13 protein-coding genes are annotated in these 15,131 nt (G+C 44.6%); 5 read left to right on the top strand and 8 right to left on the bottom strand.

Annotated features, from left to right (window positions below):
- The first annotated feature begins 105 nt into the window (after positions 1-105).
- The 5 genes from CWO13_RS07880 to CWO13_RS07900 all read left to right on the top strand — a co-directional run bounded on the left by CWO13_RS07880 (position 106) and on the right by CWO13_RS07900 (position 6,451).
- Positions 106-1,998: an extracellular solute-binding protein gene (locus CWO13_RS07880; RefSeq protein WP_108082744.1), complete on the top strand. Its 1,893-nt coding sequence runs from the start codon at positions 106-108 to the stop codon at positions 1,996-1,998.
- 12 nt (positions 1,999-2,010) lie between these two features.
- Entirely contained in the window at positions 2,011-3,099 is a 1,089-nt protein-coding gene (locus tag CWO13_RS07885; protein ID WP_004730359.1) for a microcin C ABC transporter permease YejB, read from the top strand.
- Between the two features lie 31 nt (positions 3,100-3,130).
- Positions 3,131-4,153, top strand: coding sequence for an ABC transporter permease (locus tag CWO13_RS07890; RefSeq protein ID WP_048608646.1), 1,023 nt, complete (start codon positions 3,131-3,133; stop codon positions 4,151-4,153).
- Between the two features lie 9 nt (positions 4,154-4,162).
- Complete coding sequence (yejF, locus tag CWO13_RS07895) at positions 4,163-5,785, top strand: microcin C ABC transporter ATP-binding protein YejF (protein WP_108082745.1); 1,623 nt, start codon at positions 4,163-4,165, stop codon at positions 5,783-5,785.
- Between the two features lie 117 nt (positions 5,786-5,902).
- Entirely contained in the window at positions 5,903-6,451 is a 549-nt protein-coding gene (locus CWO13_RS07900; RefSeq protein ID WP_108082746.1) for an RNA-binding S4 domain-containing protein, read from the top strand.
- A gap of 125 nt (positions 6,452-6,576) precedes the next feature.
- Here CWO13_RS07900 and CWO13_RS07905 read toward each other — a convergent pair whose 3' ends face one another.
- From CWO13_RS07905 to CWO13_RS07935, 8 genes are all read right to left on the bottom strand, one after another.
- Positions 6,577-8,310, bottom strand: coding sequence for a sodium:solute symporter family transporter (locus tag CWO13_RS07905; protein WP_108082747.1), 1,734 nt, complete (start codon positions 8,308-8,310; stop codon positions 6,577-6,579).
- Positions 8,303-9,298: a nuclear transport factor 2 family protein gene (locus tag CWO13_RS07910; protein WP_108082748.1), complete on the bottom strand. Its 996-nt coding sequence runs from the start codon at positions 9,296-9,298 to the stop codon at positions 8,303-8,305. The genes CWO13_RS07905 and CWO13_RS07910 overlap by 8 nt, the downstream gene beginning before the upstream one ends.
- Positions 9,299-9,315: 17 nt before the next feature.
- Positions 9,316-10,290 carry a nuclear transport factor 2 family protein gene (locus tag CWO13_RS07915; protein ID WP_108082749.1) on the bottom strand — a complete coding sequence of 325 codons (975 nt, stop codon included), beginning with the start codon at positions 10,288-10,290 and terminating at the stop codon, positions 9,316-9,318.
- Positions 10,291-10,803: 513 nt separating this feature from the next.
- Positions 10,804-12,084, bottom strand: coding sequence for a TRAP transporter large permease (locus tag CWO13_RS07920; RefSeq protein ID WP_108082750.1), 1,281 nt, complete (start codon positions 12,082-12,084; stop codon positions 10,804-10,806).
- Entirely contained in the window at positions 12,081-12,644 is a 564-nt protein-coding gene (locus CWO13_RS07925) for a TRAP transporter small permease (protein WP_108082751.1), read from the bottom strand. Before CWO13_RS07925 ends, CWO13_RS07920 begins: the two co-directional genes overlap by 4 nt.
- Before the next feature lie 167 nt (positions 12,645-12,811).
- On the bottom strand, positions 12,812-13,438 hold the full coding sequence (locus CWO13_RS23660) for a TRAP transporter substrate-binding protein (protein ID WP_258186377.1): 627 nt from the start codon (positions 13,436-13,438) through the stop codon (positions 12,812-12,814).
- A gap of 11 nt (positions 13,439-13,449) precedes the next feature.
- Complete coding sequence (dctP, locus tag CWO13_RS23665; protein WP_258186373.1) at positions 13,450-13,812, bottom strand: TRAP transporter substrate-binding protein DctP; 363 nt, start codon at positions 13,810-13,812, stop codon at positions 13,450-13,452.
- 313 nt (positions 13,813-14,125) lie between these two features.
- Entirely contained in the window at positions 14,126-15,091 is a 966-nt protein-coding gene (locus tag CWO13_RS07935) for a LacI family DNA-binding transcriptional regulator (protein ID WP_108082752.1), read from the bottom strand.
- Positions 15,092-15,131 lie beyond the last annotated feature (40 nt).

Here is a 15,131-nt window from a genome sequence, read left to right on the forward strand (position 1 = left end):
ATTACATGATGTTAGATTTGAACCTATACTTGTTTTAACGGTGTGCATTCAAAGCCGGTTAATCAAGTTGAATATCGAATTCATAACATTTGAAGGGAGAGTCAAATGGGAACAGATTTCCGAAGTAAAGCCTCGCAGCGCACTCAGTTTTTCAGGTCTAATTTGAAGTCATGTGCAGTCATGCTGCCGCTTATTGCTCTATATCCCTCCGTTACACACGCTTCTGATACCGAAACACCTGCCGCCACAGTAATTGAAACCACGCAACTGGTTGGTTTTGGTGAAGCGAAATATCCAGTCGATTTCACTCACTTTGATTACGTTAACCCTGATGCCCCAAAACTAGGTAAAGTAACCTATGGCAGCATTGGTACCTACGATAGCTTTAATCGATTCGGTTCTCGCGGCGTTGCGGCAAGTTACACGGGTGAGATTTACGATACCTTGATGTTCTCTCCGAGCGACGAGATTGATGCGTATTATCCATTGATCGCCTCAAAGGTTCGCTACGCCAGTGATTTCACTTGGATGGAAATCGATATCAATCCAAAAGCTAAGTTTAATGATGGTGAGCCAATTACCGCTCATGATGTGGCATTCACCTTTAATAAGTTTTCAACCGAGGGTGTGCCTCAATACCGTGTCTATTACAAAGAAATTAAGTCAGTCACCGCGGTTTCTGATTTAGTGGTACGTATTGAGATGGAGAAGCCAAACCGCGAGAAGTTGTTTAGCTTTGCCCAAAGCACTCGCGTATTGCCAGAGCATTATTGGAAAGACAAGAAGCTATCTGAACCTCTAAGTGAACCGCCGGTAGGAAGCGGCCCTTATAAGATCATCAGCTATAAATCGGGTCAAAGCGTGACTTACGGTTTAGATGAAAATTACTGGGCAGCCGACCTGCCTGTTAACGTCGGTCGTAATAACTTCAAAGAAGTACAATACGATTACTACCGTGACGACACAGTAATGCTAGAAGCCTTCAAAGCAGGGGAGTTCGATCTTCGAACCGAAAACTCAGCTAAGTTTTGGGCCAATTCATACACGGGCGCGAACTTCGATAAAGGCTACATCATCAAAGAAGAGATCAACCATGAGAAGCCAGAAACGACTCAAGGTTTTGTCTTCAACATTCAATCTCCTGTGTTCTCAGACCCAAAGGTTCGTGAAGCGTTAACCTACGCGATGGACTTTGAGTGGATGAACAAGAACATGTTCTACGGTCAGTACAAGCGCACTCGTAGTTATTTCCAAAACACCGACTATGAAGCGAAAGGCTTGCCAAGCGAAGCTGAAGTAGCGTTGCTGTCTCAGTACAAAGATCAGATTCCTCCGCGAGTGTTTACCGAAGAATTCCAGCCTCCAGTCACCGATGGTAGTGGCCGTATTCGTAGCCAGATGCGTACTGCTTTCAAGCTCATGAAAGAAGCGGGTTGGGTACTGAAAGACAAAGTGATGACCAACGAAAAGACTGGCAAGCCGATGTCATTTGAGTTGTTGATTTACAGCCCAACCACGGAGCGTATTGCAACGCCGGTTCAGAAGAACTTGAAGCGCATGGGTATCGAAATGAAGATCCGTACCATCGATACCACTCAGTACATCAAGCGCTTGCGTGATCGTGATTTCGATATGGTGTCTTCATCGTTTTCTGCAAACCCTTATCCGAGCCCGAACTTAATGATTGTTTGGAACTCTAACTACATTGATTCTACTTACAATACTGCAGGTGTGATGGATCCGGTGGTTGACGCGTTAACAGAAGAAATTGCGCGTAACCAACAGCATCCTGAAAAGCTGCTTACGTTAGGTCGTTCACTAGACCGAGTATTGCAATGGAATTTCTACAACATCCCTCAATGGCACGTTGGTGAATATCGAGTTGCAATGTGGGATAAGTTTGAGCGTCCAGATGTATTGCCTAAATACGATTTAGGTATCGATACATGGTGGATTTCAGAAGAGAAGGCGGCATTGCTTCCTGAAAAACGTCGTTAGGAGTTAGTTAGCATGGCCGCGTATATATTTCGACGTTTATTGTTGGTGATCCCCACGCTGTGGGCGATCATCACCATCAATTTTTTCATTATCCAGATTGCCCCAGGAGGTCCGGTAGAACAAGCCGTTGCTCAGTTAGAAGGGCATAACTCTGGGATCATGGAGCGCTTTTCTGGTGGTGGACAAGAAGTTGATTTAAGCGAAAGTGATCAAGCGTCTGCCAGTGGTTATAAAGGCTCGCGCGGGCTGGATCCGGAAGTGGTAGAAGAGATCAAAAAGCAGTTTGGTTTTGATAAGCCGATTCACGTTCGCTATTTTGATATGTTGAAAAATTACGCGACCTTTAACTTTGGTGAAAGCCTGTTTAAGGGCGGCAACGTGATTGATTTAATCATCGAGCGTTTACCTGTCTCCATTTCCTTGGGGTTGTGGAGTACGTTAATCATCTATGTGATTTCAATACCGCTAGGCATTATGAAGGCGATACATCACGGCTCTCGCTTTGATATTTGGTCTAGCGCGGTAGTGATTGTCGGTTACGCGGTGCCGGGCTTCTTGTTTGCGATTATCCTGATTATTTTGTTCGCGAGTGGTAACTACTTCAGCTGGTTCCCATTGCGTGGGTTAGTTTCGAGTAACTTCGACCAGCTCAACTGGTATCAGCAAATTGGCGACTATTTCTGGCACTTGGCGTTGCCTATTTTTGCGATGGTCATTGGCGGCTTTGCCACACTCAGCATGCTAACCAAAAACTCTTTCCTTGATGAAATCAATAAGCAATATGTGGTGACTGCGAGAGCGAAAGGCTTGGACGAGAGCAGTATTCTCTACAAGCACGTTTTCCGTAACGCCATGCTGATCATTATTGCGGGTTTCCCAAGCGCATTTATTAGTATTTTCTTCACGGGTTCTATGTTGATTGAAGTGATGTTTTCACTTGAAGGCATTGGTCTGCTTGGCTTTGAATCGACCATTCAACGTGACTATCCCGTGGTGTTCAGCTCTCTCTATATCATGACCTTGCTTGGCTTGGTGCTGAGCATTATCTCCGACCTGACTTATACCTGGGTTGATCCTCGAATTGATTTTGAAGCGCGTTAATGGCGAACGAATAACAAGGTATTGATAATAAATGTTTAACAACCCTTTAGCTGAAGCTCGTTGGTTACGTTTTAAAGCAAACAAGCGTGGTTTTATCTCCCTATGGATATTTACCATCTTGTTTGGCTTGAGCCTGTTCGCTGAAATCATTGCCAACGATAAGCCACTCTTGGTTTCTTATGATAATCAGTGGTTTGTGCCTGTTATCAATGAATACGCCGAGACAGAGTTTGGTGGCGAGTTTGAAACCGAAGCCGACTACAAAGACCCGTATGTTATCGAACTCATTGAAGACAGCGGTTATATCGTGTGGCCAATCATTCCGTTTAGTTACGACACGATAAACTTTGATATTTCAGGTGCGGTGCCATCGGAGCCAGATTCAGTCAACTGGCTAGGAACCGATGATAAAGGACGAGATGTATTAGCTCGTATCATTTATGGCTTCCGTATTTCTGTTCTATTTGGTTTTATTCTGACCATTGTATCGAGCGTGATCGGTGTCGTCGTCGGGGCAACACAAGGGTACTACGGTGGTTGGGTTGATCTATTCGGGCAGCGCTTCATTGAAGTCTGGTCTGGTATGCCGACCCTGTTCTTGCTGATCATTCTATCGAGTTTTATTGAGCCTAATTTCTGGTGGTTGCTGGGGATTATGGTGCTGTTCAGTTGGATGAGTTTAGTTGGCATCGTGCGAGCGGAATTCTTACGCTGCCGAAACTTTGACTATGTGCGTGCTGCTCAGGCCATGGGCGTTGATGATAAACGCATTATGCTTCGTCACATGCTGCCCAACGCGATGGTTGCTTCGTTAACCATGATGCCGTTTATTCTTTCTGGCTCGGTGACCACATTAACCTCATTAGATTTCTTGGGCTTTGGTCTTCCTGCGGGTTCGCCTTCATTAGGTGAGCTTTTGGCGCAAGGTAAAGCGAACTTACAAGCGCCTTGGCTTGGTATCTCTGCTTTCGTTGTGCTTTCACTGATGCTTACGTTACTTGTCTTCGTTGGTGAAGCGGTACGTGATGCCTTCGACCCGCATCAACAGAAGTAAGGATAGGTTATGACTTTAAATACAGTTCCTGCTTCTCCAGTTTTAACGATAGACAAACTGTCTGTCGGTTTCGGGCGAAAAGATTCGATAGAACAAGTGACACAAGATGTCTCTTTAGAAATATACAAAGGTGAAACGCTCGCGCTGGTAGGCGAGAGTGGTTCTGGTAAATCGGTCACGGCTAATTCGATTTTAAAGCTGTTACCTAAAGGTTCGTCCCACTACCTAAACGGTAAGATCAATTTCTCTGGCACCGATATTCTGAGTTGTTCAGAAAGGCAATTGCGCGGGATTCGTGGTGGTCGCATTGGGATGATCTTCCAAGAACCTATGGTTTCGCTTAATCCACTTCATCGAATCGGAAAACAATTGGTTGAAACCTTAGCCATTCACCGAGGTATGCGAACCAACAAAGCGCAAGCCTTGGCGATAGAGTGGCTCTCAAAGGTGGGTATTCGTTACCCAGAGCAAAAAATTTCAGCCTATCCACATGAGTTGTCTGGTGGAGAGCGCCAACGCGTGATGATCGCAATGGCACTGATCAACGAACCTGAGCTGCTTATAGCTGATGAGCCAACAACCGCATTGGATGTGTCGGTACAAGCGCAGATCCTTGATCTTCTAAAAGATCTGCAACAAGAGCTGGGTATGGCGATGCTTTTCATTACCCATGACTTAAGTATCGTTCGTAAGATTGCCGATAGAGTTGCCGTAATGAAAGATGGTCGTTTGGTTGAAAGTAACGATTGCCAAACATTGTTTAATGCACCAACTCACCCTTACACTCAAAAACTCATTAACTCTGATCCTAAAGGTTTGCCTGTTCCTGTATCACCAGATAGCAAGCCTCTACTTAATGTTGACCAACTTCGAGTTTGGTTCCCGATCACGGGCGGCTTATTCAAGCGTACGATTTCGCACGTCAAAGCCGTTACCGATATGGAGTTTACCTTGAAAAAGGGGCACTCAATCGGCCTAGTAGGTGAGAGTGGTTCGGGTAAATCAACAACTGGGATGGCGATACTCAAGCTAGTGGATAGCGAAGGGTCAATTACCTATTCGAATGAACAGCTTCAAGGCTTAAACCGCCAACAGATGTTGCCGTTTCGAAGCCGTATGCAAGTGGTGTTTCAAGATCCGTTTTCGGCATTGAACCCAAGGATGTCAGTTGCTCAGGTGATTGGTGAAGGGTTGTTAGTGCATCAACAATTGGATGAGAGCGAACTCGATCAACGTATCTGTGAAGTAATGAAAGAGGTCGATCTCGACCCTGAGACTCGCCACCGTTACCCAAACGAGTTTTCTGGCGGACAAAGGCAGCGTATTGCAATTGCGCGCGCTCTGATTTTAAAGCCAGAGTTTATCTTGTTAGATGAACCGACGTCGTCACTCGACAGAACGGTTCAAGCTCAAGTGTTGGATTTGCTGAAGTCACTTCAAGAAAAGTATGGCCTGACCTATTTGTTTATTAGCCATGATTTGAATGTCGTGAAATCCCTCTGTCATTACACCATCGTGATGAAAGCGGGTGAGGTGATAGAGAAGGGCGACACTGAGACTTTGTTTGGTAATCCGCAACATGAATATACCAAGCAGTTGGTGAATCTCTCGAACGTTGGTGGTGCTCTATAGCGTAGGTATTAGCACTAAAGCAAATGATGCCCTGATCAATTCAACATGGTCATTTAGTTGTTTTAAGATTACACTGCGACCAATATTCCAGAAGTACATATTTAGGTAGAGGTCACCATGGACCAAGAACATTACGAAGACGCTGATTACGAAGGCCAAGAGCTGGGCGAAGAAGGCGAAGAGATTGAAATTGAAGCCATTGGTATTGATGTTTCATCACAGCCAATTGAGCTCTACAAAGTGTTTAAAATTGCTAACCTAGTGAGTGGTGGCGGTGAAGCTAAACACATCATCTCTGAAGGATACGTAGCGGTAAATGGTGAGCTGGAAACGCGTAAGCGTCGTAAAATGTACGATGGCGACTTCTTTGAATTCAACCAAGAATACTATGTAGTGGTGTGTGATCAACCAGTACAAGAAGAATCAGAAAAGCCGAAAAAGAAAGAAGCGCCTAAACAAAATAACAAGGCGAAGAAAGGTCAGTCTAAAAAGGGTTCAAGCAAGAAAGAGTCACAGCGCAGCACTGCAGAGATGCTAAGCGCTAAAGCTGAACCTAAGAAACAGAAAAAAGAGAAGAAGAAAGAAAATAAACCGAAAAAGAAAGCGGACACGCCTAAGCCAACACGTGATGACAAAAGCGGCCGTAACTCGATTGAATTCTTCTAAACTACAGCTCTAAAACGATTTTTCGATAGCTTCGCTACATGTATTTTTAGCGTTTGCCAGATACCAAAAGGCTCACTGTGATAGTGAGCCTTTTTTGTTGTAGCTAGTTTAATTTGAGGATAACTCTAGCTGGTTTGTTCTACTTCATTTGACGTCTTAGATCGCTTGAATGAGTAAATCATATAACCGATGACACTTGCCGCAACAATAACCGAGCAGACTCGAATAAAGTTGATCAACATTGGTGCGTTCTCAATGAACTCGTTAATCCCCCAAAGTAGAACGAGTGAGAATACGAACATCACGAGTAGCCCCCAACAAGGTGCATCGACTTTACCCGGCACAACATACCACCCATCTTCTTTGATTGGCTTGTTCAAGCGTGCATACTCTGCTTGCTGACCTTTGACGGTATAAAGGTGCATTTCTGTCTGTTTGCCAGTTAGCAGCAAGCTTGCAGCGTAGGCGACAATCGCATTGACGAAAACACCGATTACACAGTACCAAGGCCAAGCAATATCAGTCGCAACCGCAACATACCAAATCGCGGCGAAGCTTGCTGCGACACCAATTAATAGTCCCTTTTCTGTAATATGTTTGGAGTAGAAACCAAGCACGAACATACAGAAGTTTGCACCTACAAAATAGGAACCCGCTTTACTCAATATTTCTAAAACTGAGCCGGTGCTGGTTGCAAACATGAAGGCTGGAATGATGATACATAGCGCCCACATAACCGTGAAGAAACGCGATACTTTGAGGTAATGCTCCTCTGACTCGTTCTTCTTGTAAAAGCGTTTATAGAAGTCAGTAACAGACACGGTAGCCATTGAGTTGAACGCGGAATCTAGGCTCGACATACTTGCCGCAAGGATAGCTGCGGCGATGATTCCCATCAGTCCAGGCATACCATATTCACTGGCATAGTGCAGGATAATGGTGTTGCCATTCTCAAACTCTTTACCATCGTAGTAAGCGTTAAATAACACGCCTAACAGAATGAATACGAAGTAGATGAAGAACGCAACGTAACCCATCATCAGCATCACTTTTTTCGCATCACCCATGCTTTTCGCCGCCATGCAGCGTTGAACCATCATTTGGTTACCGCCATACACAGTGGTGTGGAACATTGTCATTGCGATAACGCCAGCCCACACGGTGGTAACTTGGCTTAAATCTAAATTGGTTTGCAACGCATTGGTCATGCCTTGTGACTTAAGATCTTGCATCACTTCAGTCATGGGTTGTGGCATGCCATTCCAAACGGCTTCGATGATGATGAATGCCCCAAGAAACAAAATGACCGCTTGAATGACATCTGTCCAAATAACGGCGGCAATTCCTCCCATTACGGTATAGATCAGCGCAATAACAGTGACAATGACGATGCAGTAGGTAACGTCGATACCGGTAATGAACTCGAGGATTAACGAGGTCGCATATAAAACCGCAGCTGAGCTTATCGCCTGTTTAATCAAGAAAATCAAAGACAGAGTGATACGCGAAGCTTTACCAAAGCGTCGTTCTTGATACTCATAAATTGAAGTAAGACCGTTGTTGTAGAAAAACGGCATAAACACAGCAACGATAAAGAAAATCACCAAAGGGTAGTTTAGGTGGATAGCGATCACCGACAAGCCTTCTTTGTAAGACCAAGCTGGTCCCCCCAAGAAAGACATCGCACTGACATAGGTACACACAACAGAGATACCTATAGCCCACCATGGAATATTTTTATCACCTAACGCAAATTGGTTAGCGGAAGTCACACGTCTACCAACCAGTGCACCCATAACTAAAGTTAGGACGATATAGGTTCCAAGAATTGTCCAGTTTAAAGCGCCAAACTCATACATGCTCGCGTCCTTTTAATTGTTCTTCCATTTGCTCAAACAGATCGTAGCCAAGCTGTTTTAAGATGTGTGCGATATCGATAGCGACCCAGTTCTCCTTGAGTAGTTCGCCTTCTCGTCGCCAGATATCCATAACGCGAAGCTCGATGTGCTTGCCTGTCGGTGCTAACCCTAACCAGCCACTGCTGCCTGTATGTGTACCGTGCATGTGTGGCCAACCACCTGTGGATACGTAGTCATTTTTGGGCAAAATATTGAGCTCTATATCGACACTTCGATCAGGGAAGGCAAATACAAATGGTCCTTGATGGTGGTCTCGGAAACCTTGAATTCCACGTGTCGTACCAATTGCAGCAGGTCCATACCACATAAAGTCGTCATGCCAGTAGTTTTCTAAATCCATTGAATCAAGGCGTTTACCATCAAATCGACCCAAGCAATCCAGCATGTCTAGCACTAGCTTTTGGCTTTTCTCACTCTCTTCCGCTGCGATGCTGCCTGTCTGTATTCCGTCTTGAGTCGCCGGGGCAGGGACTAATCCAGCATGGCCTAGGCTCTTGCGCAACGGATTAACCCCAGCTTGGTTCATTGCATCAATAAAATCAGGGATTAGGTAGGATTCAGTAATTTGACCATCTTGGGTGCAAACCATTTCGGTGTAGCGTAAGTAGAGCGTTTTTCCTGTTGCCGGGATACCAAATAACGGTTGGGTAAATGTACCGACAAAATAACCCGTAGAGTTTACCCAAGTGCGGCCTTCGTATTCACCTTGCATAACGATTGAAGGGCGTCGTTCAACATCAGGTAGCGAGTTTATTAGCGGTAATAGAAACGCTTGCTCCGTCTTATCGACACCAGAGACGTCGTTAATTGGATGAGCGACACACCATTTAACGTCAGCATTTAGCACCTCGTGGGCTACTTGAGTCCGTTCTGATGAGTGAGCGTTAAAATAGGATCTGTAGAAATTTTCTATCAAGCTGTTCAACATAATACTTCCTTATATAGTTAACCGATTTGGATTAAAATCTGTTTCCAGACAGCACTTTCATCAAGTAGTGTAAACTCTCTGCGTAGACCCCAAGGTCCAAACTCTGCATGGCTGATTCCCATGATGTAAACGTCTTTTCCTGTAGGCTTTCCAAACATGCCGTAGCCTTCATGCTTACCTTGTAGCGACCAACGAATAGCTGCACGTGGTGACATCGTTTCGTCATTGCGACCAATACGGTGGTGTATTTTGAATTCCGCATTCGGAAATGAAGAGCGCAGTGACATCCAAAACTGGTCGATCTCATTATGAGAGAGTGCAGTTTGACCACCCGTGTATTCGCCGATACAAGCTCGGTCATATTCTTTTGGGATTACTGAGAACTCAGCACTCATTACACGTCGCAGTATGTCTTCATAGCGCTGACCGTATTCATGGTCGTTACCTACGCCAAGGTAAGGGCCTTGAATGTCGACTTGGGGAGTGAAAGGGAATGGGCATTGCTCAACGCCACCTTCTATTTCGATTTGTTGACGAGCGTACTCTTCTGACGTCATACCCAGTTGGTTTGCAATCGCAGCGATGTCTCGGATCATCCACTCGTCATTGATTTGGTTATTGATGGCATGGCAGTCTGCGATAATTCGAAACTTAAGTGTTTTGTTCGTGGCTTTACCAAATACACCATCATTAGTGTGAGTGGCTGTAGAAATGATTCGATGTGATGAAAGCATGCCTTGCTCAGGAGTCCCTGACCAAATAACGTCTTCACCCAATAAGGTACGGTTCGGAAACTCGGCTAGTGTGCCCATGGTCGCGCTGATGACCTTTTCGTTTCCCTTGGTGATGGAGAGTGGTGTACGGACGATAATGTCAGGTGAGTAATAGTTATGTAGGGTACTCAGACCTCGACCTTCCCAAATTTCTTTAGTGATACCTAATATGTAGTCTGGAAAATCTTGCCATTTAGAATCAAAGCCAACCATAGCCATTAATCACCTCCTGATGCGTTATAAAATTAGTTATTGGATTATTTTTGGTTACGTATCCAATATTGCTTTTTGTTATCGCAGTGTCAATGAGGTGTTTTGCATATGTTTCTTTATTGTGGGTTTGATCTGTTTTTTAACAACTCTCAAAATGCGGTTCTCTGTAAGATAATTGAGTGATGGTTCACTGTTTATCGAGTGTATATGAACAAGATGATTAGGTTTGAATGCAGTGGAATTCAACTTAAGTGGTTGTATTTATAGGTGTTGCAGGTGGTTTGGCGAGGTGGGTATTAAATCGGAGAATGCTCTGTGACGATTTGTTATGTCGAAGTCATGATGAGAGAAAATTTAGAGTAATTATTCTTACACGATGGAGTTTTACTTAGATTGTTAATTTTTTGTTTGTATTTGTTTAATTGAAAATGGATTCGCATGCAACGATAACTTTGGGAATGGTTGGATTGAAAAAGCCACTCAAAGATGAATATTGAGTGGCTTTGTTCACGGAAACGCTTAAGACAATAACTCTGGAAGATACAATGATATCGCTGGCACAAAGGTAATGATCATCAAAGCAACGAGCATGGCACCAATCCAGCCTAGAATCTCTCGAGATAAGGATTCAATCGGCACATTACCCACCTGACTGGCCATAAATAAGTTGGCTCCGAGTGGGGGAGTAACAAACCCGATGGCTAGGTTCACTATCATCACGATACCGAAGTGAATTGGGTCCATTCCTAATGCGGTTACGATAGGCAGCAGGATTGGAGTTAAGATAACAATCGCCGCTAATGTCTCCATGAATGTACCAACGATCAGTAGCAATGCGGTGATACATAGCAAGATGAGCAGCTTGTTTGCCGTGATAGAGAGAATGAATTGTGCGATTTCGGTTGGTAGACGCTCAAGCGTTAGGATTCGACCAAAGGTAACTGAAGCGCCCACAATCACAAGTACTGCACCTACTAATAACGAAGATTCTAAAATGATCTTCACGACCTTTTTGTAATCCAACTCTTTGTAAACAAACATGCCGAAAAACAAGCCGTATAACACACCAATCGCCGCTGATTCAGTTGGCGTGAATACACCAGAGTAGATGCCGCCAAGAATGATTACGGGTAATAGCATTGCCCAAATCGCTTCTTTAAGCGCTGCCAGTCTCTCAGGCCATGTCGCTTTCTTATCGTTACCTTTGTAGCCACGGATTTTAGAGACGATCAAACAGTAACCGATAAGGACGAGTCCGACGACAACCCCAGGGAGAATACCAGCCATGAACATTTTCGTTACGGACACTTCTGCAGTAATGGCATACACGATCATTACAACAGACGGTGGAATAATTACACCGATACCGCCGGATGAGGCAATCAATGCACCAGCAAAGCTTCGGTCGTAGCCTTTTTTCACCATAGACGGAATCATGGTTAAGCCAATAGCCGCAACGGTTGCTGAACCTGTACCAGAGATGGAGGCAAAGAACATACACGCAACGATAGCTACAATCCCCAAGCCACCGGTGAAGTGACCAAAGAAGACTTCAGCAACATGCAAAAGACGTTTTGATATACCGCCTTGGCTCATTAGGTTACCGGCCAATGTGAAGAGTACTACGGCCAATAGTGGGAAAGAGTCTAGGCCTGTCACCAAGCCCTGAACTAAAAATTCGATATTTAAGAAGGGTAGGCTCAAGATTGCCAGCATGCTGGCACCTGCGAGTGCGATACCTACGGGAACGCCAATAAGAAGCAGTAATCCAAAACTACCAAATAACAAAGCAGAGGTCATAAACTTAGCTCCAACAAGCGGTTAGAAGTGCGGTGTTTTGCTTTCAAGTGACGGTAACGGTGTTGCGTTAGTCGAACCGACTTTGGTGAGTAAGCAATAATTGAAATGCGCTTATTGATGCTAACGACAAGGCGAATGGCACTGAGCACGGCACAAACAAGTACAGAGGCATATAGGCATGCAATCGGGATTTCCATTGCTGGAGCTATTTGGCCCAGTTTCAGGCTCCGACCAATCACTTTGAAACCAAACCAGGCAACGGTGCAGCTGAAGGCAAGGTAGATAAGGTCTGAAAGAATCAAACTGTAGTGGGTTAGATTACCTGGTAGTTTGTCGATGAATAGGCGAATGCGAATATGTCGATCATCACGAATACAGTAGCTGATGCTTAAGTACATCGCCCAAACGAAAAGGTAGCGGGCAAGTTCTTCTGCCCAAGCAATTGAAGCGTCAAATAGGCGCAATGCTATCTGTAAACAGAGTAGCGCGGTCATCAACGAGATAGAAAGTACGATCAGTGTTGGTTCGAAGTATCGGTCGAACAGGCGAAACCATTTCATACGTAACTCCAAAGAGTGTTGAAAAGGGCATTGAATGCCAATGAATGAACTGCATCTCAGGCTTTAAAGCGGTTTGTCTGTAAAGCAATAAAGCTGCTTTAAACGAAGCCTCAAAGCCTGAGTCAATAACGGGCACCCATGAAGGGCTAGCAATCGTGATCAGTAAATTAGAGTTGCTCTATTTCTGTGATCACACTGTCGAATAGCGCTTCACCAGTTTTGCTACGAAGTTCTTGGTAAACCGCAGCATTCATCTTTTCTTTCATTTGAGCACGAACGTCGGTTGGCACTACGTTTACTGTCATGCCTTTCGCTTCAAGCTCTTTGATGACTTCTTGGTTCTGTTTCGCTGCTAGATCACGCTGTACCGCGATGGTTTCTTGGCTTACTTCATTGATAAGCGCCTGTTGATCACTCGGTAGAGAATCCCAGAACTCTTTATTCATGAATAGCACGTAGTTAGTGTAAATATGGTTAGTTAACGATAGGTACTCTTGTGCTTCATAAAAACGCTCAGCGTAAATAGAGTAAACCGCGCTTTCTTGTGAATTGATTAAGCCTTGTTGTAACGAAGTGAAGATCTCACCCCAAGAAAGCGGTGTCGGTGCCGTACCCACCGATTTCCAAGCACTAATTTGTGTTGGGTTAGACGCTGAACGAATTTTTAAGCTGTTCAAGTCTTCAATGCTGTTAATAGGTTGCTTGTTATTGGTGATGCTGCGGAAGCCAACTTCCATGAAGCCTAAGCCATGAAAGCCTTTCGATTTCATTGAATTAAGAAGTGGTTTGCCGATCTTGTCACTGTCTAACGCCTTGTGTGCTTGCGCTTCGTCTTCAAATCAAATAGGTAGAAAACATCAAGTACGTTGAACTCAGGTACGTAAGGTGAAAGCAGCACCGATGCACCAAACGTCATCTGTAAGTTACCTTGCTGAACAAGCTCTGTGGTTTCACGAACATCACCGAGCTGTCGAGCTGGGTAGATCTCCACTTCAAGTTCGCCATTAGAGCGAGCTTCAAGTTCTTTTTCAAAGTGAAGCATCGCTTTATGTACGGGTGAAGTTTCTTGGCTATCGTGAGCAAGACGAATCACATTGCTTGCAAACGTATTCATGCTAGATAGGGTTAAGCCGAGGGCAGTTATCGAGGTAAAGATTGCGCGTTTCATTGTTCTTCCTTTTTCATCACATGACTTTTTATGTGCATTCATTAGAGTCATGTTGGTCAGTGGGTTTTTATTCCGCACTTCATATCCTTATTTTGCATACGAATCCAAAATATAAACACACAACTAACAAGTCAATAACAAATCCATAAAAGTGATAAAGAAGTTAATTCGAATAGAAGAAATTTTAGGCGAGGTCACAGAAAGAAGCCCTAATATGATATTAGGGCTTCTACTCTAAATTGAGTGACGTTTTGTTTATGGGAAAAACAGCGGATTTAATAAGTTGGAGATGGGACTAAGTTGGCTAAACCTTTTATGAACTTAGTGATGTACTACCTCGTTCCACTATAATTCCGGGTTCCAATAGGTAAGCCCCTTTGGCATCGGTATTTTCATTGATACGTTGCATCAAGTCTCCCACTGCACTCTGTACTATCTTGTCTACTGGTTGCGCAATAGTCGTAAGATCGTAACTCGGCCATGCGGCCATTGGGATATCATCCACGCCCATGACGGCAAAGTCTTTCGGGATATGGCAACCAAGTTTTCGCAGGCCGTCCATAACACCCATGGCAAGGATATCATTGGCACAGAACACGGCGTCAGGTTTTGATGTGTGTTCCATCAGCTCTTTCGCTGCCTCTAATCCAGCCTCAAAACTGTATTTTGCATTGATGAAGATAGGGGAAGCTGCTTCACGTGTTTTTACGGTTTCAGAGAAGCCTAACCAACGCTTGTCACTGGTCATGGAACCTGCGTCACCACTTACATAAGCCAGCTGTTTGTAGCCTTTATCAAGTAAATAATCTGCTGCTTGCGTGCCAGCTTGCTGGTTGTCTAGGCCAGCGCTGTTCGCATTGACACCTTCGGTATATCGGTTGATGAGGCTTAAGTGAACACCAAACTTTTCACATTGTGCAAACGCACGAGAGGTCAGGCGACTGGTGGCGATGATCAAGCCATCAACCTGATATTCAATTGCACGTGAAATGGCGAGATCCAAGTCGTCTTTGTCGATAGGGCAAAGGACAACTTGACCGCCGCGCTTTTGAATTTCCATCGCGAGTGCACGAGATTGCAAGTCGTACATTGGGTTTGATTCGCTATCAAGTGCGATAGCCACTAACCCTGAACGATTGGAAATAAGGCTGCGGGCGATCGCATTTGGCGTGTAGCCAAGCTTGGTCGCGGCATCCATAACCATTTTACGCTTCTTCTCACTAATGCTAGCTGTCGGACTGAATGCCCGAGAAACAGTAGACTGAGAAACGCCAAGCATTTTGGCAACATCAATAGAGGTAACTTTCGCTTTTATGGTG

The sequence above is a fragment of the Vibrio sp. ZF 223 genome (genome assembly GCF_003050585.1).
Lineage (GTDB): Bacteria > Pseudomonadota > Gammaproteobacteria > Enterobacterales > Vibrionaceae > Vibrio > Vibrio crassostreae.